Annotated in this window: 19 protein-coding genes; 6 read left to right on the top strand and 13 right to left on the bottom strand. The window is 58.6% G+C overall.

Annotated elements, in window-relative coordinates; translation table 11 throughout:
- Window positions 1-54: 54 nt before the first annotated feature.
- The 4 genes from NKH01_RS16965 to NKH01_RS16950 form a co-directional block, all read right to left on the bottom strand.
- Window positions 55-1059 (bottom strand): SDR family NAD(P)-dependent oxidoreductase, encoded by a 1005-nt coding sequence (locus NKH01_RS16965; RefSeq protein ID WP_023718555.1) that lies wholly within the window; start codon window positions 1057-1059, stop codon window positions 55-57.
- A gap of 74 nt (window positions 1060-1133) precedes the next feature.
- Complete coding sequence (locus NKH01_RS16960; RefSeq protein WP_031193846.1) at window positions 1134-1808, bottom strand: sugar transferase; 675 nt, start codon at window positions 1806-1808, stop codon at window positions 1134-1136.
- On the bottom strand, window positions 1805-2941 hold the full coding sequence (locus NKH01_RS16955; RefSeq protein ID WP_023718557.1) for a DegT/DnrJ/EryC1/StrS family aminotransferase: 1137 nt from the start codon (window positions 2939-2941) through the stop codon (window positions 1805-1807). Before NKH01_RS16955 ends, NKH01_RS16960 begins: the two co-directional genes overlap by 4 nt.
- Before the next feature lie 47 nt (window positions 2942-2988).
- Entirely contained in the window at window positions 2989-3711 is a 723-nt protein-coding gene (locus NKH01_RS16950) for a nucleotidyltransferase family protein (RefSeq protein ID WP_031193847.1), read from the bottom strand.
- A 511-nt stretch (window positions 3712-4222) separates the two neighbouring features.
- Between NKH01_RS16950 and NKH01_RS16945 the strand changes: the two genes are divergently transcribed.
- Complete coding sequence (locus NKH01_RS16945; protein ID WP_352484593.1) at window positions 4223-4897, top strand: LuxR C-terminal-related transcriptional regulator; 675 nt, start codon at window positions 4223-4225, stop codon at window positions 4895-4897.
- Window positions 4898-5079: 182 nt separating this feature from the next.
- Here the strand turns inward: NKH01_RS16945 and NKH01_RS16940 are convergent, their stop codons facing one another.
- Complete coding sequence (locus tag NKH01_RS16940) at window positions 5080-6819, bottom strand: sensor histidine kinase (RefSeq protein WP_353021297.1); 1740 nt, start codon at window positions 6817-6819, stop codon at window positions 5080-5082.
- A gap of 289 nt (window positions 6820-7108) precedes the next feature.
- Here NKH01_RS16940 and NKH01_RS16935 point away from each other — a divergent pair, with 289 nt between their 5' ends.
- Both NKH01_RS16935 and NKH01_RS16930 read left to right on the top strand, forming a co-directional pair.
- The gene (locus tag NKH01_RS16935; protein WP_353021294.1) at window positions 7109-7819 is read left to right on the top strand and encodes a helix-turn-helix transcriptional regulator; all 711 of its coding nucleotides are present in this window, start codon (window positions 7109-7111) and stop codon (window positions 7817-7819) included.
- Between the two features lie 305 nt (window positions 7820-8124).
- The gene (locus NKH01_RS16930; RefSeq protein ID WP_353021408.1) at window positions 8125-9207 is read left to right on the top strand and encodes an NAD-dependent epimerase; all 1083 of its coding nucleotides are present in this window, start codon (window positions 8125-8127) and stop codon (window positions 9205-9207) included.
- Between the two features lie 182 nt (window positions 9208-9389).
- On the opposite strand, the gene NKH01_RS16925 is transcribed toward NKH01_RS16930, so the two are convergent.
- From NKH01_RS16925 to NKH01_RS16890, 8 genes are all read right to left on the bottom strand, one after another.
- Window positions 9390-10931 (bottom strand): lipopolysaccharide biosynthesis protein, encoded by a 1542-nt coding sequence (locus tag NKH01_RS16925; protein WP_352844747.1) that lies wholly within the window; start codon window positions 10929-10931, stop codon window positions 9390-9392.
- On the bottom strand, window positions 10928-13150 hold the full coding sequence (locus tag NKH01_RS16920; protein ID WP_353021291.1) for a GumC family protein: 2223 nt from the start codon (window positions 13148-13150) through the stop codon (window positions 10928-10930). Before NKH01_RS16920 ends, NKH01_RS16925 begins: the two co-directional genes overlap by 4 nt.
- 1 nt (window position 13151) lies before the next feature.
- The gene (gene asnB, locus NKH01_RS16915) at window positions 13152-15149 is read right to left on the bottom strand and encodes an asparagine synthase (glutamine-hydrolyzing) (RefSeq protein WP_353021288.1); all 1998 of its coding nucleotides are present in this window, start codon (window positions 15147-15149) and stop codon (window positions 13152-13154) included.
- Window positions 15150-15153: 4 nt separating this feature from the next.
- On the bottom strand, window positions 15154-16410 hold the full coding sequence (locus tag NKH01_RS16910; protein WP_352844749.1) for an O-antigen ligase family protein: 1257 nt from the start codon (window positions 16408-16410) through the stop codon (window positions 15154-15156).
- Window positions 16407-17630 (bottom strand): glycosyltransferase family 4 protein, encoded by a 1224-nt coding sequence (locus tag NKH01_RS16905; RefSeq protein WP_353021285.1) that lies wholly within the window; start codon window positions 17628-17630, stop codon window positions 16407-16409. Before NKH01_RS16905 ends, NKH01_RS16910 begins: the two co-directional genes overlap by 4 nt.
- Window positions 17631-17967: 337 nt before the next feature.
- Entirely contained in the window at window positions 17968-18201 is a 234-nt protein-coding gene (locus tag NKH01_RS16900) for a Trm112 family protein (RefSeq protein ID WP_084642590.1), read from the bottom strand.
- 278 nt (window positions 18202-18479) lie between these two features.
- The gene (locus NKH01_RS16895; RefSeq protein WP_023718569.1) at window positions 18480-19760 is read right to left on the bottom strand and encodes a hypothetical protein; all 1281 of its coding nucleotides are present in this window, start codon (window positions 19758-19760) and stop codon (window positions 18480-18482) included.
- Window positions 19761-19849: 89 nt separating this feature from the next.
- Window positions 19850-20560 (bottom strand): AAA family ATPase, encoded by a 711-nt coding sequence (locus NKH01_RS16890; protein ID WP_023718570.1) that lies wholly within the window; start codon window positions 20558-20560, stop codon window positions 19850-19852.
- Window positions 20561-21053: 493 nt separating this feature from the next.
- Between NKH01_RS16890 and NKH01_RS16885 the strand changes: the two genes are divergently transcribed.
- From NKH01_RS16885 to NKH01_RS16875, 3 genes are all read left to right on the top strand, one after another.
- A complete protein-coding gene (locus NKH01_RS16885; RefSeq protein WP_353021281.1) occupies window positions 21054-21839 on the top strand; it encodes a class I SAM-dependent methyltransferase in 786 nt (261 codons plus the stop codon).
- Window positions 21840-21903: 64 nt separating this feature from the next.
- Complete coding sequence (locus NKH01_RS16880) at window positions 21904-23013, top strand: acyltransferase family protein (protein WP_353021279.1); 1110 nt, start codon at window positions 21904-21906, stop codon at window positions 23011-23013.
- Between the two features lie 381 nt (window positions 23014-23394).
- A complete protein-coding gene (locus NKH01_RS16875; RefSeq protein WP_353021277.1) occupies window positions 23395-25509 on the top strand; it encodes a hypothetical protein in 2115 nt (704 codons plus the stop codon).
- Window positions 25510-25562: the final 53 nt, after the last annotated feature.

Genomic DNA, 25562 nt, shown 5'->3' with positions numbered 1-25562 from the left:
CCTTCTGGTTCGAATCCAGCGACAACTGCGGAGCCAATCCACCCAGGCGAAAGCTCATGTCATGTAACCCATCTCATGGCGCACCCGGCCTTCGCTGAGGCGTCCCTGCCACCATCCGATGGTCCGCTCCAACCCTTCGCGCAGGCTGGTCTGGGCGCGCCATCCAGTCTTGCTTTCGAGGAGCGAAGAATCAGCCAGCAAGGCACGCACCTCTGAATTCTGCGGCCGCAGGCGGCGCTCGTCGCGGTGAATTGGTTTCTTGCAGCCACTCAACTCGACCACCAGATCCAATATGTCCGAGATCGTCACGGCGCGCTGGCTTCCGGCATTGTAGGCATGGCCAAATTCGAGCTCGGCCGAACCTGCGGTCAAAAACGCCGCCGCAGTGTCTTCCACGAAAGTAAGATCGCGGATCGGGCTGGTGTCTCCCACCATGATCGCCGAGCATTTCTTGTCGAGAGCCTGACGTATGATGGTCGGTACGATGGCTCGCTCGCTCTGGCGTGGGCCATACGTATTGAAGGGCCGCATGATGACCACGGGGACGTCGAACGATCTGGCGTACGACTCCGCCATCATGTCCGCACCGATCTTGGATGCCGAATATGGTGACTGTCCCTGCAACGGGTGTGATTCGCTGATGGGCATTGTCAGCGCGGTGCCATAAACCTCGCTTGTCGAGGTGTGCACCACCCGCTCCGTCTCCCATTGCCGCGCCGCTTCGAGGACGTTGACCGTGCCCAGGATGTTGGTTTCTACATAGGACTGGGCCGCGGCATACGAATATGGGATCGCGATCAGTGCGGCGAGATGAAACACCACCGCCTGGCCACGCACGATCCGGTTAAGGAACGCGCTGTCACGAACATCACCGCGGATGAGGTTCAGCTGGCTTCGAATGGTGTCCGGCAAATCGTCCAGCCAGCCGTGGCTGTCGAACGAATTGTAGAGAGCCAGCGCAGTGACGTCCGCGCCGCTACGGACGAGTGCTTCGGTGAGATGCGACCCGATGAACCCATCGGCACCGGTAACCAGAACTTTCCTGCCCTTGTATGCCATGACCCAAGCGTTCCCCCTATGACGTGAGGCACTGACTTTGCAAATCCACGAGAGCGCGGGTATTCCACCTGCTCTCACGTTCCGATCGGCGGCGGCGAAACGACGCCAAGCACCGCCAGCAAGCCGCGCACCATCCAGACGACATCAGAGACGATCGTGCGCTGCGGATAATAGGAAAGGTCGAGCCTGGCCTTGGCAGGAAACAGAACCTGGCGGTAGAACAATAGCGGGTCCACGGATCGCGGATAAAAATGCGCTTCATTCCGGAAGAGAACCTGGGCCGGACCCAACAAGCCTGGCTTGTATTGTAAAATGTCCTCAAAGCCCCCACGAAAACAATCGGCAAAGGCAAGGCTCTCCGGGCGTGGACCGATGATTGCCATCTCGCCTCTGAAGACATTCCATAGCTGCGGCAGCTCGTCGAATTTGGTGGCGGCGAGGAACCGCCCGATTGGCGTCATGCGGCTGTCATCGGCCATGGTCAGCGCCAGGCCACCGGGATCGCATCGCACTCTGAATTTGCGGAATTTGTACATGCGGAATGGGCGAGCACCGGCCCCGACGCGGGTCTGCGTAAAGAAGATTGGCCGACCGCCTTCCAGCAGCAGCGCCAGGGCAATCAGCAGCATCAGCGGAGCGAAGACGATCGCCGCGGCTGCAGCAATGACGAGATCGATTGCTCGTCTCACAGCCCCATGGGCGGCGCTCGAGACGTTAGGCCGGTGAATGGCTAGGTCCAGGGCATTCATGCGGCTGTTCCTGTCTGAGCGCAGTTATTGACCGCCGCGGCAAGAGCGACCACTACCGTTTCGACCAAAGGTGCGGTGATCTGCGGATGCAGCGGTACAGTGAGTTCGCGCTGGGCGAAATCTTCCGTGCGCGGTAAATGAGTACCGGGAATGAGCTCACGATAGAGCGTCATCTGGTGCACCGGCGGGTAGTGGATAGTGGTTTGTATCCCTTGCGCGCGCAGTGCGTCGATGACGTCTTGCCTGTCGGCGTAACGCGGCAAAAGGATAGGCATGATGTGGTAGGCCGACGTCCGCGGCTCGTGGAACGGGATGGTCACGGCCGGGCAATGCTTCGCGATGAGACGGCGATACAGCATCACCAGGATACGCCTGATCTCATTCCACTCCTGCAGATTTTGCAGCTGGACCAATCCGATCGCAGCCCGCAATTCATCCATGCGATAATTGAATCCGAGCATGGTGACATCATACTGCGGGGTGCGGCTGTTCAGCCTTTGACGTGTCCCGGTGGTCATCCCATGTCCACGCGCCTGGCGGATCGTCTCGAGCAGACCGGCATCCCTGGCAATCACCGCCCCGCCTTCCGCCGTGGTCATGTTCTTGTTGCCGTAGAAGCTGAAGGCGGCCGCGGCACCAAATGTCCCCACCTCCTTCAGGCCGGGCGCATGCGCCGCGTCCTCGACGATATGCAGCCCACGGGCACGGGCGAACTTCTGCCATTGTTCCCGATCGGCGAGGTAGCCGGCGAAATGGACGAGAATGACTGCCTTGGTGCGGGCCGTGCATTTCGCTTCGGCTTCCGCGATGGACATCAGCGGCACATCGACCGACTCGATGTCGACGAAAACGGGGGTCGCACCAACATAGAGGACCGCATTTGCGGTCGCCACGAAAGTCAAGGATGGGACCAGCACCTCGTCGCCCGGGCCGATACCAAGTGCGTGCAAAATGAGATGAAGCGCTGCGGTACAAGAACTGACCGCGACGCAATCCTCCGCACCATGCACGTCGGCAAAGGCTTGTTCGAAGGCTCGTACCTGCTCCCCCATGGTCAGCCAGCCGCTGTCGATGACCTTGGTCAAAGCAGTCTTCTCCGGCACACCCAAGATCGGGGCACTGACCAAGAGCATCACAACCTCCTAGACTGATAACTGTGGGAACCGCGCTGGTGACTTCATCATGCAGCCGTCGCAGTGACCTCGATCGAGGCCGACTGGTCTTCCCAGGAAATGGTCTGTGCGTTCTGAAAGTCGTCGACGCGCCCGATATCGAGCCAGAGACCTTCATGCTTGTACACGTGCACGGTTGTGCCGTTCTGCATCATCTGGAGCATCAGGTCGTCGAACCCAAAGGGTATGCCGGACGGGATGAACTGCAGAACGTCTGGATTCATGCAGTAAATCCCCATGCTGACCAGATGCGACAGCGTCGGTTTCTCGCGAAAGGTCTGCACGGTATTGTCGACTTCGTCGATGACGCCGAAATCCATCTTGATCAGGCGACAGGCTGTTGCGATCGTCACTGGATCGGTGTGCTTACGGTGCGCTGCTACAAATCGACTGAGGCTTAGATCCGTAAGGACATCGCCATTGAGAACGATGAATGGCTCCGTCAGTTCGTCCCTGATCAAAGACAATGGCCCGATGGTGCCCAGCGGCTCCATCTCCTGCGTGTATCGAATTTTCAGGTTCCACTGCGAGCCATCTCCACACACGGTGCGGATCAAGTGGCCGAGATACCCGGTTGTAATATAGACTTCCTGAATACCGTTGCGTCGCAACCATTTCAGAAGCATCTCGAGAACCGGCCGTGCACCAATCGGCATGAGCGGCTTCGGCAAGATCGAAGTGAAGGGGCGGAGGCGTGTTCCCATTCCACCACATTGAATCACCGCTTTCATCCTGGTCCTCCCTTGTTCATTCGGCCTGAACGCCATCGTCACGGGCCGGTTATCCTACCCTGGTCAGCACCCGGGAAACGCGTTCTTGTCCCCTCAGAAGAACCGGTGAGATTTCCCGTAGAAGACCGGTGAGATTTCCCCACCGATCCCTGATCCGGACATTGCATCTGGATGGTATGTGGCCGTCGGGGTGGATGTCGTCGTGCATTCGAATGGTAACAATTCAGCCGTTTTGCTGTTCTATACCTACAGACCTATGGCAGTGCTGAACGACCAGCCGGTCTGTCAGCTTTCCAAGAGGTCAGAACACATGTTCGACGACGTTCGGCGGGTTTCGCTCACAAGGGGCAAAAAAAGAGGAGCGTTTCCCGTCATTTAAGATTATATTAGAAATCTGGCGTTTGCGGCGTTGGGGTGCCGCGGCGTCGGCTGGATGAATCGACGAGTGAATGGCTACGACTTTCAGGCCCATCACCGTTCAATCCATTCAGATACGCGTTGGGGTAGTTCAATGTATCGAATCGTCATCGCCGACGATCACGGCTTGTATCGTCGTGGCTTGCGATTGGCACTGACCGCAGGCATTCCAGGTGTGGAGATATTTGAAGCGTCTTGTTTCGACGCGGTGCTCAGTTTGCTGGCAGAGCAATCGTTCGTGGATCTTGCGATCCTGGACCTGAATATGCCGGGCCTGTTCAATCAGGAGGTGCTCGGCGGGATCCTGTCCGCCTATCCGGACACGCGATTTGCGATCGTTTCCGGAAACGATTCACGCTCGGAAATACTCACGGCTCTTTCGATCGGGCTTCACGGCTACATCGTAAAGTCGCAGACGGACGAAGAGGTCGTTTTGGCTGTCAATGAAATCCTCTCCGGCCGCATCTATGTTCCTGCACTTCTGTCACGCCCGGGTGCAACGCAAACAACCCACGCGCATACACACTCCGAGAAAGGCCCACAGCGACGTACCACAGGCCTCAACCTTGGCAGGCTGACCTCGAGGCAAAAGGAAGTCCTCAAGCTGATGGCGGAAGGCTATTCAAACAAGGAAATTGCTCGCGACCTGGAAATCGCAGAGGCGACCACGAAAATCCACGCTGCTGCGGTCCTGCGTGAGTTGGGAGTACGCAATCGGACAGAAGCTGCGGTTATGCTGAAGACATGGCTTTCGAGACATGCCAGCTAGAGCGCCGCGCGTCCTTTTGGACATGCAAACGGCGCCCAAGGTTTCATGCATATACTGCATATACCGAAACTGCGCTGCGGCCTTTGGCCAACGACATCCCTGGAAAAGAACCTAAGCGCATCTCCAAGGCCATTCAGCGCGACGCGTCTTTTAGGTATCTGCTTTTCGATCGGAGCACTGCACTAGGATCCGATTTCCTTGCGTGACAGCCGCAGCGAATACCGCAACCCGTGGTCAGTCATTTCCAGTTTGGGAGAGTGACCGACAAGCGGCGCTCCATCTACTCCGATTATCATGGAACCGAAGCCATGACGGACTACGCTCGAGGTCCGCCGCCGTCCCGATTCCACCCACTCGAACACGATCTCACTGCCTGTGTCTTCAGGTGCAAATGTCCAGCTTACGTCGATCCGGCCTTTTGGATCGCCAAGCGCTCCATATTTCATGGAATTGGTGGCAAGCTCGTGGACGATCATTGCAAAACTCTCGGCGGCCCCTCCCGACATCACCACGGAAGGACCGCTGACCGATATGGCGCGTGTTCCCATATATGGTTGCAACTCTTGAGCAACGAGATCGTTTAGCGCCCCCGATACGCTGCCGTTGCGTGAAAGAAGCAGATGGGTTGCCTCGAGCGCGCGTATCCGGTCGATCAGCATTTCCTTGTATTTGGCAACATTGTTTCCAGGAACATCGACCATTTTCACGAGCGCCGTGATCACCGCGAAAACGTTGCCGAACCTGTGGCGTTGTTCGAGCATAATGCGCTCCCGCTTCTTTGCCGCGGCGCGCAGCAGCGTGGTTTGTCGTCTCTCGCTCAGGTCGGCAGCCACTCCAAGCCGCTGTCCTCCATCACCCTGTCTTTCCTCCCTTCCGCGCAGGGCAACCCAGCGGATATGCCCGTCCGGTCGGCGGACGCGTATCTCAACATCGTAATTCATGACCGATGATGCGGACTTGCTCGATGCCGCCAGCTTTGGCCAGTCCGCCGGATGAACGACAGCTGATAGTTCCTCCAAACTGCGGCTATTGGCCTGGGCCAAGCCGAGAACGTCCCAGAACGTGTCCGAGCCTGTGACTGTCCCGTCTTTAAGGTCGATCCGCCACGTGGCCAAGCGTCCAGCAGACAGAGCGAGGTCTAGCCATTCCTTCTGAGCCCGAAGCGCTTCGTGAACAGCTCGTCGTTCCGAAATATCGTCGACCACCACGAAGATGCTCTCCGAGAGTCCCCCCTCGGGCACGGACGAAGAAAGCGTTAGCCTGGCCCAGAATGCCGTACCGTCCTTTCTTAAGAGACGGACCTCCGAAACGAACGAAGCAATGTCGTTGCCTAGGCCCGCCAACAACTGCGCCAAGGTGTCCCGGTCGTTCGGGTGGGCGAGCGTATCGATCTGCAATTGGGCAAGCTCCTCCTCCTTGTACCCGGTCATCTCACAAAGGCGTCTGTTGGATTGCAGCAACTCACCTTTCTCGTTGGTGTTCGCGAATCCCATGGCAGCACGTTCGAAGGCCCAACGATAGCGGCTTTCGGTCGCCTCGACGGCAGCGAGCCTGGCCTCCGCGACTTCCAGCAGCTCACGCAAGTCCTGCCGCAGGCGATGGAACGTCATGGCAATCACCCCACCCGAAACCAGAAGCAGGATTGCGCGTGCCCAATCGCCATTTGAAATCTGATCGTATCCTCGCGCCCAAAGGCCGACCGCCACCATCAGAATCGTCGCAGCGAGCGCAGGCACACGATCTTCGAGATAAGCGATAATAATAATAGCCGGAACAAATTCCAGAAAACTGGCGCCTTGCCCAATATAGGCTGACGATTTTATTTCAAATATCAGTGTGGCAGCTAATACGGATGCAGAGGCAATATGAGTTAGCAATCTGCCCGACGGGTTCGAATTCGACCTGCGCGACTGCGAGCTCATGGACACAGACTACAACCTTCTGACTAGCCCGTCGAGACTAGAGCAAAAAACGTACAGCTTAGTACCACTGCCGGATTGCCATACCGCTATCATAGCGCGCATTTTATCGGATGCAGCAGGGGCTATGAGCTGCCTTAGAACTGTCAGATCATATTGAGTTTTCAAGGTGGTGATGAACACGTTATCCGTCAGCGCATAGAAGACTAGAATCCATCTAAACATAAAAGATTATCCGAATCCCGAATACTTATTTTCGGGCCTGTGTGAAACTTTGGGTTAGGGGTAGAAAATGAATCTGATCGATAGACATGTTGATGCTTCTTCGGGCGGTAGGTACATTGCTACGAGGACCAAGTACGATTTTGACGCGCGGAATACGCGACCCCCTTCTGGTCACCTTCCCGATCGCGCATCGGATCCATTGGACGCAAGGCTCGGGGAACCAAAAGGCCGCAGTCTGGAATCCATAACCGGCGTGCTTGATCGCATTGGCTGTGGCTATCTCGTGCTGAATCGCGAAAGAAAAGTAGTCGAGTGGAACGCAGCCGCCCAAACCACGCTTGAGCGCCAGGGCGAAGCGGCTGACACGGCGAGCGGGCTTACGGCCGCCCTAAGGCGGCTGATCGCGAATGTTCCGGGCCAATTCCTGCCGGGCTCGTTATCCTGGGTGGTAATCCGCAGCAGGGGCGACCGGCCGGTGATACTGAACGAGAACGGAGTTATTGCTCCCGACGGAACGAGCATCGTGGCGTTGCTGGACCGGGACAACAGGTCGGGGCCAAATCCTCGCACGTTGCAAAGAATGTTTGGCTTGACGAGCGCAGAAACGCACCTCGCCTTGCGTTTGGCTCAGGGCGACGCACCTTTGGAGATCGCTCGCAGCTGGCGTCTCAGCCGCACCACGATCCGTTCCCAGCTTGCCTCGCTGTTCGCCAAGACCGAAACGAAACGCCAGGCGGAACTGGTGGCCCTTCTTGGGCGTATTTCGGTCCTGCCATAAGGGCCCGCCACTTAAATGCAATCGCCGGACGCCGGCGTCCGTCCGGGATCCAGACGACGCAATTTGGAGTGTCATGATTTGGCAGGTCGCGCATCGCGTTGCGCGGTTCGTGGCACCGACATTACCTGAACTCCACCAGGTTCGATGCGCTGACGTAAATATCGGAATCTGGAATCTCGGACCGGCAATTCGGTACTGTCGAACGGAATTCGAAAGGCAACAAGTTGGACAACGATCTATGCAGCGAGTCTGTCCTTGCCGCAGCGGAGAAAGTGGAAATCGCCCGATCGCGTTCGGATCAAGCGGTGAAGAGACTTGCACGGACAGGACCGATCGTCGTCACCGGCGCAGCAGGTTTCATTGGTTTTCACGTGGCCTCGCGGCTTTTGCGTCTGGGTGTCAAAGTCGTGGGCGTCGACAATTTCACACCCTATTACGATCTGCGGCTCAAGGAAGCGCGGTTTGCACACCTCTGTAGCGAGGCGGAGTTCACGCCGATACGAATGGATCTGGCGGACGCCGCCCGCGTTCAGTTGCTGTTTTCAAACGTTCGCCCCTCACACTTTGTCCATCTCGCGGCTCAGGCCGGCGTGCGTCATTCACTTGTTGACCCGCACGCCTACGTGCAATCGAACATAGTGGGGTTTCTAAACGTCCTTGAGGGCTGCCGGCATTACGGCGTCAGTCATCTCGTCTACGCCTCCTCGAGCTCCGTCTACGGCTTAAATCGAACCATACCGTTTTCCGAGCACCACGGCGCCGATCATCCCGTCAGCTTCTACGCCGCCACCAAGCGTTCGAATGAATTCATGGCGCATTCATATAGCCATTTGTTCGACCTGCCCGTGACGGGGCTGCGCTTCTTTACCGTTTATGGCCCCTGGGGCAGGCCCGACATGGCGGTCTATTTGTTCACGCGCGCGATCATCGAGGGCAAGCCAATCGAAGTAGCCAATGCCGGCCGCGTCTGGCGAGACTTCACCTATGTCGACGATATCGCTGAGGGCGTGGTTCGGGCACTCGCTGCACCGCCGCGGCCCGATCCGAATTGGGACCCTTGCACCGCCGACCCTGCTACAAGTTCCGCGCCGTGTCGCGTCTACAATATCGGCAACGACCGGCCCGAGGAGATCAACCGGCTGATTTCGATCATCGAGACCGCCCTTGGCAGCCGGGCGCTTCGCGTGGATGTGCCGTTGCCGCCTGGCGACGTTCTGGAGACGCGCGCCGACGTCAGCGATCTCCGCAAGGCCGTCGGCTTCGCCCCGGCGACACCGCTTGAGGACGGAGTGCAACGCTTTGTCGAATGGTACCGGGGCTTTCATGGAACGGATGCCGCGGTCAGTATACGGCAACAAACGTCGGTGAATGATGAGGCCACGGTGTAGGCCGTGCCTTGTCGGGCAACGATCTGCCACTCGGCAAATTCGAGATTTCGCATTTTTTTCGGACAGAGAATAAAGCGAGTGTCGGCCCCAAAGCCGCCCCCGCCAGCCTCTATCCGACACAATCTTGGACTCGAAATTCCTGAACGCTGATGCCGTCGAGTATCGGGCGCGATAACATCAGATCAGCGCAGGAACCAATGAGGCGGCTGGCCTTCGACTGCGCGCGTTCTGAGCGACGCCAGCGCAAAGATCAGCCCAGGGATAATTTTCAGCCGTTTGCTGATATAAATCGACATCGCCACATTCCAAATCGCCAACGCAAGCGCGAGGCCCACTGCGGCGCCCGGCGCGCCGTAGAGCGCAATTCCTGCGGCACAGCCCATGATGCTGGCCGCGGCGCCGGCGATCATGGTTGCGGCTGCCGCCCATTCGTTTCCAGTCATCATCAAGAGGAGCATCTGGGGTCCGCATAGCGCGACAAAGACATATCCGAGAATGAGTATCCGCGCGACGGGTGCCGCTGTACTGAAATCTCCGCCGAACCAGCTCAACAGAGGTTCAATAATCGCAAGCATCGGGATGGCCATCGCTATGGCGCCGCCAGAGGAAAGTAGGGCGGCCCGTGAAAACAGCTGCTGCAGAGCCATCCGATCGCCTCGGGCATGAAGGGCGGCCGCTGTCGGCGCAAACATCGTCGAGACAGCGACCAGGGAAAGGCTCACAAGCAATGCGACGTTCAATCCCAAGGCGAAAATGCCCGCTTCGCGAATGTGATGCGTCCAGCCCAGCACCATGACCCCGGCCCGGCTGATGAAAACATCGAGCCCGGCCATGAGCATCATTGGCGGAACCGCGGACCACCATTCCCGCGACTCGTTGCCTGGCTGAACCTGCCGCAAGCCGGGCGGCTGAAATTTTGCCGCCATGATGAACACCAGGCCGACCGTGATGGCTGAACTTGCCAGCACCGCCTGCATCACCAGGGGTGCGTTGGGGGTCCATGATCCGGATAAGACCGCCATTCCCAGCAACGTCAACAATAGGCCGTCGCGCACGATGCGTTCCGGCAGGAGGGCCGAGACACCGCCGCCGAAAGCACGAACAAGTGTTGCGCCCAACGCATAGGCGGTGACCAAAGGCACTGCTGCCATGCCTAGCAGCTGGCTGGTTTGAAGCTCCTTGTGAGAAGAATCCGAAAAGAAAAAGACCAAGGCGGCGCCAATGATGCCGAATAGTGTCGCTGCCGCCAGCGACCTTTGCAGAGCAAACCTGATTACCCCGTGTACCAGGTCAAGCCGCCCTTTGGCACTGTAGGCGGAGACGAAACGCAGCAAGGATACATGGAACCCAAGCGTTGCAAGATAGGCAAGCACCGAGGTCCAGGCCAGAACGTAGGAGTAGATGCCATAGCTGGTGGAGCCAACGATGCGCGCAATCAATAACTGCGCCAAGCTGGTCAAGCCCGCACCCCCGATATAGACCAAAAGAGCGAAGATGCTGGCATAGCCGAGACCCCGGCCCGTGTCCTCCTTGTGCGGCAAAACCATATTTGTTGGAGCAACGGAGGCCGCAGGGAAGCGGGCGAGCTTCGGATCGCTGCAATCGTCGATGTCTCTTGCGCCGGCGGGCCCAGCTCCGGTCTGCGAACTCTTCGATATTATCTTCCGCTCGACAGACTGACTGCCGCGACGGTCGTTACGCGGAAGCCCGCATGTGACACTCATGATGTTCTCTCGAGCAAGAGATCTGCGCTGTCCCCAAACCGATAGCCAGCGTGTTTCTGTAGATTGACGTGCGTGAGAACGCTGCCTACGGGGACCTGAGCCGTCTCGTCCTCCGTCAGCAGCTGCAGAACACCGCGCGCGATGCTGCGACGCGTCCTGCCCCAGCGAACGGCGAACAGAACCGCGTCAGCCCAGCCCGTCAGTAGCCTGGCCTCAGGTCCTCCAAGTCCCAGCGGTCCATTTATAATGACGACGCTGTAGATTGAGCGCAGCTCATCTGTGACCAGGGATCCGTCGATCATGGACAGCTGCGGCAGCAGATCCTCTGATGGTGCCAGCGCCATGAAGTCGATTCCAATTTCAGGCATTCCCGTGACCGCGTCGTGCAGGGGACAACGGTCGTTCATATAGTCTCCAAAGGATTTATGCGGCCGGAGCGCGCCGAATTCGTTCAGGAACTCGTTCGTGAGGCGGGCGCCCGTGCTGTCAAGATCGAGAAAAAGCACTCGTCCCCCAAGTCGGGTAGCTGCCAACGCCAGGCTCCATGCAAGCTCGGTCTTGCCATCATGCCGGATACTGGACGTTACGAGGATGACGTGCGAAGCGCGGCCCCTCGCCTTGTTGAGTGTCACGGTGACGAGGAGGGAAGTGATGGCTCGGCTGTAGCTGGACTTTCGTTGGCCAAGAACCAGCTGCTGAAGTCGTTTCGCGTGTATTGTGGGCGCTTCCGGTATCAGCCCCAGGCATGGGACCCTGAGCGCGGCTTCAGCTTCGGCCTCGCCGCACAAGGTCTGATTGAGGCGGCTGCGGACCATCACGAAGATCCCGCCAATGAGACCAAACACGATCATGCCGGGCGGAATAAGGAAGATGGGCGGCAGGGTTTTTGGATTCGTCGGCGGCCACGCCGCTGAAAGGATCGAGACTCCGGGCAAGGGAGTTGCGATACGCTGCACCAGATCCTGTTGTTGCGTGAGTAGCTGGTTGTATCGCTGCGTCAAGATGCTGACCTGCGGCTCGAGCGCACGCAAGCCGGAAAGCCGGCCGGCTGTGTCGGCCACCACCGCATCAAGCACATTCTTGCGCCCCTCCAGAGCCGCAATCTGGGCACGGTAGATGTTCGCCTCCGCAGCAATGCGAGCAGTGCCTTGTTCGATCTCGCGGTTGATTGCAGTACTCAGGTCCGCATCCGCATTGTCGTTGGCTTGGCGAGCCGCCATGTCGGCCAGTACCGGTGACCCGATCGCTTCGGCGAGCGCCGCGACCGATGCTCCTTCCTTTCGCAAAGCCTCGATGTGTTGAAGGCGAGATTCCGTTGCGGAGAGATCCGCCTTCGACAAAGATATCTGCTGGCTGAGCTCGGCTGTCTCCTTGGCAGCGTTGTCCGCCGCACCTTGATCGACCGCGCCATGGCTCAGCCGATACTTTTCCAGGCGGTCGGTTGCTTTCGCCAAGTCGCTTTGTACGACCGGTAGGCTAGCGACGATCGAGGCGAGTTCCAGTCTGTCTGACGCCCTGCGCTTCTGTGCGAGATCGTCGATGTATACTTGGACGAACGTATTGGCCACAAGGGCGGCTCGCGCCGGATCGTTGTCGGTAAAGCCGACCGTGATCACTCTTGATCGCAGTTCCTGTCCAACCCTCATGCCCTTCCGTAATGCCTTGAGTTCGTCTTCATCGGCGGCCGCCGGCTTGCCCTGCGGCCAAATGCTGTCCAGCAGACCGGCTGCGAAGGTGCGTATGTTCTGCAAGTCGCCGCCGGCCGGAGCGGGGCGTGAATTTCCGGTTGCGACATCCCCTTGCTCAGCAATGTTACCAACCTCCGTCTTGCGCAGGGCTGCCACCACGCGACGCAGATGCCCCTGCGAAGAGAGCATGGTTAGGTGGTCATCAATGCTCGCATCCAGCATCTCTTGCGCAGAATCTGCGCCTCCGGGAGCCGCATTCCTGCCAGGAGCATCGACAATCACCTGTGCGGTCGACTCGAACAGGACGGGACGCGCAAAACCCGCAAGCCCAGCCAACACACCGCCCAAAATCACCATTGCAAGCAGGAACCATTTTCTCCTCGCGACGGTAATAAGGAGCTGATGGAAGGGAGTCTGCGCGTCGATCTGTTCGCGCAGGGATGGCCTCACGCGCGGGTTGATCTCGCGCGTCGGCACGTGCATTTCAGTGGCGCGCGGAAGATGAATGCGGCTGACTATGGAACCTTCCATCTTATACTCCTGTCAGTTCGAGCACTGTAGACATGCCCGTTGCCGGCCCTGGGGGCCGCCCGGCCTCGTTGCGCCAGGCCTGGAACATCAACGCGGGCCACAAATCGCGAGAATGGTCCTGTCTTCCGTCAAGGTGGTCGCGCCAGCACATCCCGACCTTCGCAAAGTCGAAGATCCCATCTCCGGAGAGGCGCATATCGGCGACCAGATCGCTGGCCCAGTCGCGCAACGGGCCTCTCAGCCAGACCGCTATGGGAACATCGAAACCTTGCTTCGGCCGGTCGATCAGCCGTTGCGGAAGATAGCGGCTCAGCAACTGACGAAGGATCCACTTGCCTTTGCCATTGCGAACCTTCGCATGTGCGGGCAGCCGCCAAGCGAATTCGACAACCCGATGGTCGAGAAGCGGGCACCGGCCCTCGAGGCTGTTGGCCATGCTGGCACGGTCCAACTTCACCAGTATATCGTCGGGCAGGTAGCCGGCCATGTCGTCGTACAAGAGACGGGACAGCAGGCCATCAAGCCGGGGTGACTCTTGAATTGATGTGGGCGGCTTGTGGAGTGTGAGGCTCTCGGTCGCTACTCCGGTCAGCCGTTGATACAATTCGTCCTCATCTGCTGCGGCGAGCAGCCGAGCGAGGCGGTGCAGCCGATCGCTCCGCAGCGCGAGCCGTGCACTCGCCGAAAGCGGCAGCTTGCTGACGAGATCGTAGCGCGCCGCACGGGCCAGCAATTCGACCCCTGCAGCAAGCGTGTGACGCAGCGGCGACGGCAGCGCATGCTGTCGTTTCAACCGCGCCGCCATGAAGTGGCGGGCGTAACCGGCGAAGCATTCATCGCCACCGTCGCCTGACAGGGCCACGGTAACGTGCTGGCGGGCTAGCCGCGCCACGAGCAAAGTTGGTATCTGCGATTCGTCGGCGAACGGCTCGTCCCAGATCTGCGGCAATTCCGGAATGACCTCGCGCGCAGCGGCGGCCGAAAGGTGTAGTTCAGTGTGATTGGTGCCCAGATGCCGCGCAACCTCCGCGGCGTGGGGAGCCTCATCAAACCCGCCTTCTCCGAAAGCAATCGTGAATGTGCGCACCGGCTTCGGCGACTGAGCCTGCATCAGCGCTACAACGGCGGAGCTGTCGATGCCACCAGACAGAAAGGCACCCAGCGGCACATCGGCTATCATGCGTTCCCGAACGGCAAGTCGCAGCAGGTCGTCGAGTTCATCGGTCAGTTCTTCGTCGGTGCCGGCGATTGGATTCAGTCGACCGTTCGCGGCGACTTCAGGCAGCGACCACCAGTGTCGGACGCGTTGCGAAAGGGATGCGGCACTGCGCGCCTCGGCAAAATCTGCCGCCGTCACAGACAGAACCGAGCCAGGAGGTAACTTGAATACGCCTTGCCAGATGCAACTGTTACCCGGCACCCATCCCTTCGAAAGCATCGTCGCGGCAGCGTCGAGATCAAGCTCCTGACAGAACCCTGGAAAACGATTGATCGCCTTCAACTCGGAGGCAAAAACAAGCGCATCGCGTGTTGCAGCAACATAGAGCGGCTTTTTGCCCATTCGGTCGCGGGCGAGATGGAGGGTCCTGGTCTTCAGATCCCACAATCCAAATGCGAACATGCCAGCGAGGCGCGTCAGTGCGGTGTCGAGACCCCAACTCTCGATTGCGCGCAGCATGACTTCGGTATCGCTGGCGCCACGGAACTGATGGCCAGCGCCTTCAAGTTCGCGGCGCAGATCGCGGAAATTGTAGATCTCGCCGTTGAACGTAATGGCATATCGGCCACTTGCCGAATGCATTGGTTGGCGTCCCGCCTCCGATAGATCGACGATAGCCAAACGCCTGTGGCCGAAGGCGATGCCGGCTTCACGGTTGACCCAGAAGCCTTCACCATCAGGCCCGCGATGACGAAGGCCCGTCGTCATCTGCCCTATGGCCGTGAGCGGCCTGGCACTGGCTGCATCGGGTGCAAGGAGAATTCCGGCAATCCCACACATGCCATCACCTCCGGTCGCTCGAGGTTGCCGAAACCGTTCGCGGCGTTCCGGCAACAAGGCAAATGGTCAGCGCAAACCACACGATTGGATGGCGGATGATCAGATGTGGCATCCCGAAGATAACGATCGACACGACGAGCACGAACAGGGCATCGAGCTTTGCACGCCATGCGCATAAAGCCGCCGCGCCGACAATCCAGGCCAGGGCTAGGACCGCAATCAAACCACCTTGAGTGTATAGATCGAGAATCGTGTTGTGAGCCTCGAAAGGCCGGGGCAGAAACTGGCTGTAGGAAATGGGCGGGCGCTCCAGATGCGGCCCAGGACCAAGGCCCAAGGATCCTGACGTCAGGCCCTTGCCCAATGCATCTCCCCAGAGATGGAGGCGAAGTGCGGCGGTTTCGGCGGTCGCGTCGCCGCCCTTGTCCTTGGTGAGACTTAAGGCGAACTGTTCGACGCTGCCCGCTTCCGTGAGAATGTAGGGCGTCATCGATAAGGCCAACGGAAGGAAGCCAATCATCAACAGGAGGGTAACTTGCCGGGAAAAGCTGGCCTTGCCGTCACCGGTCGCGAGCCATGTCCGAACCCGCAGCCCAAGAAATATCAGGCAGGCCAGGACCGTCGTGTACAGATAGGTATCACTCTTCGTCAGCCTTCCGATATAGATGGTCAGGATAAGGCTGCTGAGCCCGGCCAATCTCGCCCACGGATTGCTAGTGGTCGTCGCAAGATGCAAGGCGAATGGGCCAAAGAGTGCACAATACAGCGCGAGCTGGTTCGGGTTCTCGGACCAGCCGCGGAAGCGATCCCAGTACCACGGATCGACGCCGGATTGGTGGATCCAACCCCATCCAAGTGCCAGTTGAACAATAAAGCCTGCATTCGCGATCGCGACCACCCACCAGGCAGTACTGCGCAGATGACGATCAGCCTCGGGCTCCGCGGCGGCCAGGCAGGTGACGCAGATCAGCAGCAGGTAGGCTATCGTATCGTGCATCACCACCGACAGGTACAGCACCGTGGTCAGATAGCCGACGATGGTGCCAATCCCCAGAGCAAGCGTCATGATCAGCCAGAAGCCCGCGACACGGATCAGGGCGGGCCTGACTACCAAGTGACCGCCGGCGAGCACCCGGCCGATCGACAGCATGATCCAAAGCGCGAGAAACAGCTCGCCATAGCCGAGCGGCACTCCCGGAATGGTGAGCTGCGCCGCATAGGACATCGCAACGCCGCAGGCCAGCAACGCGTCGCGGATCATCGGCGCGCTCCACCCAATGCGCGGTTTACAGCAGCCTCTTCAAGCAACGCCGGCGACGCCGGTCGAGCGAAGCCGCCATGGGATTTGGCGCTAAGGACATTGTCGTAGAGATCGCAATATTGCTCGACCACCCAGGGCAGCGAGAACTGCGTCCGGACCAGCTCGACAGAGCGAGCGCCCATGGTCCTTCCTTTCCGGCGGTCGGACAAGACGTCTATAATTCGACACGCAAGGCTGTTCGGATCGTGCGATGGGACGAGATGGCCGTTCCATCCGTCTTCGACCACCTCATTGCAGCCAGGCATCCTTGAGGCGACGATAGGCAATCCTGCCAGCCCTGCCTCCAGCAGGACGCGCGGAATCCCTTCGCGGTATTGTGTCGGAAAGGCGAACAGATCGGCCATGCCAAGCAGGGCAGGAACGTCGCGTCGTGGGCCCAAGGCGATGACATGGGGCGCATGTCGATCAATCTCCGCCTTGTCCACCGCAAATGGGCCCTCGGATTCCAATGGCCCGACAAGCACGAAACGGGCATCGGGCCTTTCAGCCAAAATGCGAGGGACTGCCTTGAGGAGTGTCGGGATGCCTTTCTGGCGAGTTAGCCGGCCGACAAAAATTACGATCTCGGCGGATTGGAGCCCAAGCTCCTCGCGCATTTTCATCGCCGACGGGCCAAGATGCCTTGCCATGGCGAACGCATCGACGTCGATTCCAGAACTGCGGATCACTCGTCCGCTGCCACGTATGATCAGTCGGTAGCGTTCAAAGAATGACTGATCGTCCCGATTTTGGAACACCGTAGCGGCCGTCCATAAGGACGAAAGCCATTGCAGTCCGCAAAAGATTGGGCGCAGGGCCAGGGCGCGCGGTTCCAGGGACGAGAACGTCCAGCCCAGACCGTTGATTGTGCGCACGACTGGAACGCTCCCGCGCACCGCAAGTGGCGTCACCAGGTTGGGCTTGGTGTCGAAGCTTTGGATAATATCCGGCCGGAGTTCCGCCATCAGCTTTCGAATGGTTTTGATGGCGGCCCATTCCCCGCTGCTGCTGGAAAAGCGGTCGAAACCGTAGCTGCGATGCGGAATGCCATGCCGCAGGAATGCGGCTTCACCGCCGCTCGAAACCGCAGTAACCTGGAATCCCTTCTCTCGCAGCGACATCAGGAAGGGGATTCGCAGGGCGTGATCCTCGCCTCCAACACACACGAGGTGCGGATTCATCCTGCGTCTCCTGACCGTTCGCCGTAGCCCGATCGCGCGAAGTGGCCGGCCGTTGAATTTGCTTTCATAGTGTTGGTTTCGTTACCCATCACGCCCAAGATCACGGTAGGGACAGGCCTTGCCACTGTCCTCGTCTGTTTGAATGACACACACCGTGTCCCGGAAACGGATCGCCGTGCCCAGCCGGTTCAGGTAGCCGCGCGTTGCATCAAAAAGGTCGGCACTGCCCAGATGCCCGAGCACGGAGTGGTCCGTTGACAAACGGCTCGCGCTCCGCGGCACTTTCCTGTCTTGGTGCTGGTTGCCGTCGGAATGCCGCCTAATTTGCGCGGCTAGCTCATCCTCTGGATGCGCGAAGTTTGACCACGCGGGAGATGATCGCCCGTGCCTCCGATGCTAGCAGGATCGGAATGCCGTCGCGTACCGGGTAGGCAAGTCCTGCGCTCTTCGATACGAGTTCGTCGCGATCCCCATCCCAGGCAAGTGAGCCTTTGGTCACTGGGCATACTAACCGTTTCAACAACTCAGGATTGAAAGAGGCATTCTCTTCGGCTCGCCTATCCGCATCCATCTGCTATTCCTTTCTCGGCTCCGACGCGAGCGTCTTTCGCACAAAAGCCATCACCCGACGTTCGAGTCATTTCTGTAAATCGTAGAGTTCCGGCAAGTGTCATAAGCCTTGCAAACTGCACTTTCACGGTAGGTGCAGGCTTGGCCACCTGTCGTCGTCTGTTTGAATGAATTGACATTGGACGGAGCTGCGTGGCGGCGAAGTTGGAGGTGAGGTGTTGAACGCACAATGGGTAAGCACGATCGGAGACAACCGTGATAGGTGACCGGAAGGTTGCGTTATTGAAGACCGCTCGCGGTTAATGCTCTCGAGCCAGTGTTTGACCGTTCCGGCCAGTCAATACGGGCGACGAAATCGTAAACCGGACCGCCGGGTACTCCCCAATTGCTTGACCAGACCACCTGTGAACCGTCTGGGGACGGCGAGGCGTGGGTCTCACTCCAGTAGTCGAATGGAGCGTTCTTCGTCTGCACAATACGTCGAACCTCTCCGCTGCCGTCGATGCGCAGCGCGATGACTTCCCGCGCATACGGCGCCCAATTCGGATATTTCGATACTTCGTCCGGGTCGCCGGAATAGCTAAGGAACACCCAACCCGGCCTGTCCAGTGACCTGAGCGATGCATGCTGTGCTTCGCCATATCTCATCAGCGAGGTGACTTTCCCATCTGACAGCCTTCGCTTGATCACCTGGAATATGTCCGGATCGGATTTACTGATCCCCACATAGATTTCGCTGCCGTCGGCATCGACTGTCATGTCCCCATGGCCAGGCCGATGATGCTCGGTCCATTTTTGGCGCAGAACGCCGTCAACCGAAAAGATGAACGTCTGTTCAGTTTCGTCTTTTAGGTATTGAATGCATAAGATGTTGACGCCTAGCGGCGAGATTGAGCAGGCGCTGTTGGTCCCGACAAGCTGTGCGAGATCGATTTCCGGAAACTTCCGCCGCTGTTTGAGATCGTAGGCAAAGACGACCGCTTTGCCGTCCCCGCGAACCGCGCGCACGGCTATACGGCTGCCGTCACGGCTCGGATTCCCTTTATAAGGGCCGAACTGGAGATCGCTACTGTCAGTCGAAACAAACAGGACCTCCTCATGATTGGTGCGTGGCGCCCACGTCGAGATTTTCCGACCACCGACGCAGATCATCAGGTCGGGATCGCGAGGGTGCCATTCGCATTCGATCGATCGAACACGGCGAAAAAGCGGAGCGTAGGTGCGCCCATCCAGGAAGCATAAGCCGCCGCAGCCGTTGCTGATGACAAGAAGGCTCTGATCCGAATTCCAGGCCTGAGCGCTCGAATAGCGGTGGCTGCAATATTTGCTCCCGCATGCGACGCCGGCGCCGAGGATTCCGGGTTTGGTTATTCGCGTGAAAGTTGTGCCAAATGCCGCATCCTTCGCCGGGTGCAGGTAATCAGGCAGGTCCATGGCCACCGGCGCGACGAACTTTGTCGATGCCACATCCTCTTCACTCACCGCTCCGCGCAGATCTATGGATGTCGCGCTGGCAGCTAGCGTCAACGCCAAGACAATTTGGTAGCGAAAAAAGCGCATGTCGTGTCAACTCACGCGGTTCCGTCTCAATAGTTCGATTTCCGTTTTTATTGGATACCTTCTTCTCGACGCTTCAAAACCGTATCTCTCTAAGCTTCAACCCTTTTAAATTTCGCCCGCGCCGCGCCAAACTTGTCAATTACTCCACGCGCTATTATTTCGGTGGCGGCAGCGAGCCCGTCTGAATCTAAGCTTTCAACGCAAGTTGTCGGTACCGGGAACGATCCAAGTTGTTCCTCGATAAGATTAACGTGGTCGATATGATCAAGACTGCTCTGCAGATCAACTTCGAGGAACTTCTGAATGATGCCGAGATTACGCCGGCGTTCCCTCAACCGCGCCTCTAGAATCTCTCGTGGCGCCTGCAATCGGACAAGCAGGTCCGGTTTGGGTAAAAGCTCGAGGGCGCACGACACCCTTTCACGATCCGTTATGCCGCTGAACAAAACCAGCGAGCACACGAATTGCACCATACCCTGGTCAAAAATTGAGATCGTGTCCTTGGACGCTATTGCCGCGCGCCAGGCTTGTAGAAGAGCTTCAAGATGCCAGTTCAGACGAGCCGCCCACAGCTCATTCTTGGGTGGAAGGATCTTAAGCACTTCTGCACCGAGAGAACGCTGTCCAATCCACTTTGAATGCAAGCCGGAGACTAGTTTGAAGGCGGCTCTTCTAACCGGGTGTCGACGGTCGCCGGTCTGCAAAACAACAGAGTAGCCCTGAGCTCGCAGAACGTGCACCAGCTCGCACGCCAACGTCGTCTTACCAGCACCGGACGGCCCAAATAGCTCCAAGATCATCTTTCAATCCAGACTGAGGGAAGCCTTCCGGCAGTGATGTTATGTCCATTTGCTGAAGCGAACGCCCATCTCTTCCCGGGATGTCTAGCCGACGAGCCAGGAATTCGCGCCATCCGTATGAATGACGGTGTGGTCACGTTAGGATATCGACGAAGGCCATAATCGTGAATGGAAGGAGTGCGTTTCGGTCACTATCCTTCCCGATTGCCCTTCCATCCGTTTGCCGTTCCGTCCCGACAGGGCTGTGCAGTAGCCCTATGCCCCAGCGCACCTCCACGGGGGCTCAGTAGTCATAAGCTCGGCATGTCTCATCCGTTCGGGGGATGCGAGACACCCAGCCTTCTGGAAACCTTACCTCTGCGATGGACCCATCCAGAACTGATCTTTTGCCGCCTCTATCGCCAATAGAACAGCTTGGTGGGGCATCCAATGAATATGTTGGACAAAAAAATCTTCGATTCCATCTCAGGAGAAATCGTATGAAAGCGGGCAGATGAGCGAGGACCTCAAGTCATATCCGTCAGCAGGGGCTACAGCCGCTATGCCTACTAGTTACGACGCCGAAGTCGCGGCCGCGGCCTATGATCTCCCAACAAAGCAGAGATATCAGGATCCCAGCTTTGCGAGCTGGTACCTGGACGGATATGCAGGCCGCTTGAGGCTGTCTACAATTGCATCCTACGTCATTGCGCGACGGGAGCAGCGCTGCATCGCCAAGGCGCTGGCGAGGTGCAGCCCGCCTCCATCTCAGGTGCTCGATATCCCATGCGGAACCGGGAAGCTGGCTGGCGTGCTGGGCCGGCATGATTGTCAGGTGCTGGCTGCAGACATTTCAATGGAAATGATGGCCCTGGCTAAGTCAGCATATGAAGGTCAGTCCGGATTTCGGGGATTCATCCGATGTGACGTGACGCAACTGCCGTTCGCTGACGAAAGCTTTGACACGGTGGTCTGTCTTCGCCTCATCCATCTTATCCCGCCACATCTCAGGCGCGACATTATCATGGAGCTCGCGCGCGTTGCCAGCCGCCGTCTGATCGTATCCTACGGCGTTGGCACCCGCCTCCAGAGAATGCGACTAAGGCTGCGGAAGATAATCACCGGAAGGCTGTCGGCGCCTCATCCCGTCAATCTTAACGTTGCACGACAGGATTTCGCAGAGGCGGGGCTCGAGCTGGTACGCTCTTTCAGCGTCCTCCGGTTCCTGTCCTGCGAGCAGCTGTTCGTACTTGAGAAGGTAAAGGCGTGGCCTGCCGCCGGTTTGCAGCCTTCGCGTTAGCACTGGCATTGCGGATCAAGCCGCTGATGGGTGTCAAAAGCTGAAACGGCGACGGGAGGTGGCTGTGGAACCGGCAGGCAAAGCCATTCCGGCGCGCATGGCATCACTCGACCTGCTGCGCTTGGCCGCAGCCCTCGCGGTCGTGCTCTATCATTATCTTTTTGGCGGCGCGATCGCCGGAAGTCTCGATGTGGAATATCCTGCCGCAGCACCTTACGCCATCTATGGCTATCTCGGCGTCAATCTGTTTTTCCTGATCAGCGGTTTCGTCATCGCGTGGTCGGCCGAAGGTCGAACCTGGCAGGAATTCGCGGTCGCCCGCTTCGCCCGGCTTTATCCCGGATTCCTCGTCTGCATGACCGCAACTTTTGTTGTTCTCGTCGTCGCCAAAGACCAGCGTTTTCCGACCGATATTGCGACCTATGTAGCCAATCTCTCTATGTTCGCTCGCCTCTTCGGCAGACCATCCATGGATGGGGCCTACTGGTCGATCATGCTCGAGATCCTGTTCTACGGCTGGGTTGCAGTGCTGATTTTTGCGGGTGCCTTTCAGCGCTGGAAAATACCTATCGCTGCCATCTGGCTCGCAATTTCGGCAAGCAACGAGTTCTTCTTTGAGAACACGGTGATACGCATTCTCTTTATTACAAACTATGCGCCTTTGTTTGCCGCCGGCATCCTCGCGGAAGACATCGTTGCAAGGGGCCGTTCGCCGGCTGCGTTCCTGCTTCTTGCCGTCGCATTCCTGGTGTCTTGCCAGACCATAATCTTCTCTCACAACTGGATGCATGAGCACTTTGGCGCTGCCATTTCGTATCCTGCTCTCCTCGCCGCCAATATAGTGATCTACGGAGTCTTCTCTGGCGCGATACTGCTCCGCTCGGTGATTGCTCCATCCAAGGTTGTCATGATGATCGGAGGATTGACTTATCCGCTGTATCTTTTGCATCAGTATATTGGCTACATCTCGCTTAACGCGCTGGCGCCGCATGTCGGAAAGAACGCCGCATTCTTCGTTGTCTTTGCCGGGACTCTTCTTGCCTCTTTTCTCGTCTGGCGCTTCATCGAGACGCCGGTACGCAAGCCGCTCGTTCGCGCTCTGGTGTCTGGGATATATCGCCTTGCACCAGCCTCGCAGCCAATCCGGCCAACCTCGTCCGCACGAACATCGTGATCAGAGGCGCTCGGCGGGTGTCCCAGAAAGATTCGCGTTAATCGCGAAACACCGGGGTATCCGGGCTTGGGACGCTGTACGGCACACTGGATGTGTCCCGCTTCCGGTTTCATTGACGGCTCAGCCGATTCCCCAGCACCCCGCATGACGAGGCTTCAAGAGCAGCGAAGCGCACTCCAAATAGCGCACGCCAGGTCCGGCACATGGCGCAAGACTCTCTTGCGACCTGGCACCGCATCGAAGGGCTTATCGGGGAGAAGGTCGCACTGTGTGTATCAACTTACGATCAAAGTTTCTCTCACGGGGTGCCGGTATGTGATTTGGCGCTAATATACGCAGTCTGTAGGTAGGGCGCTGTCGAAACAGAAAAAGGAATATTGGATGACAACTCTGCATTACACGTCAGGTGGATCGGGCACGGAAATTGCTCAAGCCGGATTCAATCTGGCTGACGTTTCATCCGTTGACCAACTCAATGCGCTGCCGGACGGTATGAAAGGCATGGTCTATCTGAACGAAACCGACGGAGTAACCTCCTCCTTTGTCGACAAGGTCACGCCCTTCATCGGTAATCCAAAGCTGTTCGGATTCTTCCTGGTTGACGAGCCGGATCCCACCGGCCAATGGGGTACCTACGCCTCTGCCGCAAATCTGAAGGCAGAATCCGACTGGATTCATTCCAATGTGCCGGATGCCAAGACCTATATCACGATGATGAGCCTGGGGACGTCGGCGAATCCAGATTTTTCGAACACCTACAATCCCGCCAGTACGGGTATCGATTACTACGGCGTGGATGTCTATCCTGTCCGCACGGATGGCGCGGTCGACTACAACATGATCGACAAATTCGTCGCCGCCGCTCAGGCATCGGGCATCCCGACGAGCCAGATCATTCCAGGCTACCAGACGTTTGGAGGTGGCGACTATAACACCGACATGGGTGGCAAATATGTCGTGCCCACCGCCACCCAGATGGAAACCATGATGGACCACTGGGCCAAGCTGGTTCCGTCACCCGCCTTCGACTACGCATACGCCTGGGGTTCGCAGCGAGGCGACACAGCGTTGGAGAGCTCTTCGGAACTGCAGGCCGTTTTCCGGGAACACAATCTCAACACTGGAGGGACTGCTCCTTCCGAAGCCGCGGCTACTGATCCCAGTTCTACGGCGAGCATCCCTTCCGAAGCCACCACCGGCGATAGCGCCTCGACTGCCACGGCTCCGTCCGAGGCCACCCCCAACGATAGCGCCTCGACTGCCACGGCCCCGTCCGAGGCCACCACCGGCGATAGCGCCTCGACTGCCCCTGCCGAGGCCACCACCGGCGATGGCACCCCGACTGCCACGGCCCCGTCCGAGGCTACCCCCAGCGACAGCACCTCGACTGCCACGGCCCCGTCCGGGGCCACCCCCAGCGACAGCACCTCGACTGCCACCGCCCCTTCCGGGGCCATCACCGGCGATAGCAGCTCGACTGCGACTGCCCCTGCCGAGACCACTACCGGCGATAGCAATCATAGCAAGACCGCGCTTTCGCACCTCCTCGCTGGCAATAGCAGTTCGACCGACACCGCCGCCTCCACAAGCGATGGTAGTGATAGCAAGACCGCGCTTTCGCATCTCCTCGCCGGCAATGGCCGTTCGACTGATACCGCCGCTTCCAGCGCCACCACAAGCGATGGCAGTCATGGCAAGACCGCGCTTTCGCCCTTCCTCGCCAGCGACGGCAGTTCGACTGCTACCGCCGCTTCGGGCACCACCACCAGCGATGGCAGTCATGGCAAGACCGCGCTTTCGCACCTCCTCGCCGGCAATGGCAGTTCGACTGATACCACCGCTTCCGGCGCCACCATCAGCGATAGCAGTCATGGCAAGACCGCGCTCTCGCACCTCCTCGCTGGCAATGGCAGTTCGACTGATACCGCCGCTTCCGGCGCCACCACAAGCGATGGCAGTGATAGCAAGACCGCGCTTTCGCACCTCCTTGCCAGCGACGGCAGTTCGACTGACACCACCCACGATAATGCCGGCGACAAGGTAAGCGAGGGCAGCAGCGTTGACCGCATATTGGCTGCGTTGAACCATTCTCTTTCGGCCGGCTCGGAGCTTCTCCCGACCAACGACCCGTCCGACACAACGGCAACCAGCCTGGTTCGCCACGGGTTCGCGCAGACCGTCCAGCCCGATGAAAATGTCGGCGCCCAGGCAAAAAATGGCGCCGCCGAGATCATGTCCGGCCACGGAGGCAACGACGCCTTCGACTTCAGCAAGCTCCAGGACAAGCTCCACCTCGATCAACCCGCTCTTACCGAGCTTAAGTCGGGCGGGCTTTCATTGCATGCTTCCTCTGCTGATACGGCCGCCGATGATGGTTCCCACCACATCATCTTTGACAGTACAACCGGATCGCTCTCTATCGACAGCGATGAAGTCGGCGGCGCAGCTCAAGCGCAGCTCGCTACCCATTTCCCGTGGCAGCATCAGTCTTTGTGATCTGAAAACCCGGAGTGGCGGACCTTCAAATGGAGTCGGGTCCGCCGCTCCGT

The organism is Mesorhizobium sp. M1403 (genome assembly GCF_040317695.1).
Classification (GTDB): Bacteria; Pseudomonadota; Alphaproteobacteria; order Rhizobiales; family Rhizobiaceae; genus Mesorhizobium.
This window is presented reverse-complemented; position numbering and strand designations above follow the sequence as displayed.

Bases quoted from the DNA above. Each gene is read 5' to 3' on its own strand.
- NKH01_RS16965 (WP_023718555.1), bottom strand. From the start codon at position 1,059: ATGGCATACAAGGGCAGGAAAGTTCTGGTTACCGGTGCCGATGGGTTC.
- NKH01_RS16960 (WP_031193846.1), bottom strand. From the start codon at position 1,808: ATGAATGCCCTGGACCTAGCCATTCACCGGCCTAACGTCTCGAGCGCC.
- NKH01_RS16955 (WP_023718557.1), bottom strand. From the start codon at position 2,941: ATGCTCTTGGTCAGTGCCCCGATCTTGGGTGTGCCGGAGAAGACTGCT.
- NKH01_RS16950 (WP_031193847.1), bottom strand. From the start codon at position 3,711: ATGAAAGCGGTGATTCAATGTGGTGGAATGGGAACACGCCTCCGCCCC.
- NKH01_RS16945 (WP_352484593.1), top strand. From the start codon at position 4,223: ATGTATCGAATCGTCATCGCCGACGATCACGGCTTGTATCGTCGTGGC.
- NKH01_RS16940 (WP_353021297.1), bottom strand. From the start codon at position 6,819: ATGAGCTCGCAGTCGCGCAGGTCGAATTCGAACCCGTCGGGCAGATTG.
- NKH01_RS16935 (WP_353021294.1), top strand. From the start codon at position 7,109: ATGAATCTGATCGATAGACATGTTGATGCTTCTTCGGGCGGTAGGTAC.
- NKH01_RS16925 (WP_352844747.1), bottom strand. From the start codon at position 10,931: ATGAGTGTCACATGCGGGCTTCCGCGTAACGACCGTCGCGGCAGTCAG.
- NKH01_RS16920 (WP_353021291.1), bottom strand. From the start codon at position 13,150: ATGGAAGGTTCCATAGTCAGCCGCATTCATCTTCCGCGCGCCACTGAA.
- asnB (WP_353021288.1), bottom strand. From the start codon at position 15,149: ATGTGTGGGATTGCCGGAATTCTCCTTGCACCCGATGCAGCCAGTGCC.
- NKH01_RS16910 (WP_352844749.1), bottom strand. From the start codon at position 16,410: ATGATCCGCGACGCGTTGCTGGCCTGCGGCGTTGCGATGTCCTATGCG.
- NKH01_RS16905 (WP_353021285.1), bottom strand. From the start codon at position 17,630: ATGAATCCGCACCTCGTGTGTGTTGGAGGCGAGGATCACGCCCTGCGA.
- NKH01_RS16900 (WP_084642590.1), bottom strand. From the start codon at position 18,201: ATGGATGCGGATAGGCGAGCCGAAGAGAATGCCTCTTTCAATCCTGAG.
- NKH01_RS16895 (WP_023718569.1), bottom strand. From the start codon at position 19,760: ATGCGCTTTTTTCGCTACCAAATTGTCTTGGCGTTGACGCTAGCTGCC.
- NKH01_RS16890 (WP_023718570.1), bottom strand. From the start codon at position 20,560: ATGATCTTGGAGCTATTTGGGCCGTCCGGTGCTGGTAAGACGACGTTG.
- NKH01_RS16885 (WP_353021281.1), top strand. From the start codon at position 21,054: ATGAGCGAGGACCTCAAGTCATATCCGTCAGCAGGGGCTACAGCCGCT.
- NKH01_RS16875 (WP_353021277.1), top strand. From the start codon at position 23,395: ATGACAACTCTGCATTACACGTCAGGTGGATCGGGCACGGAAATTGCT.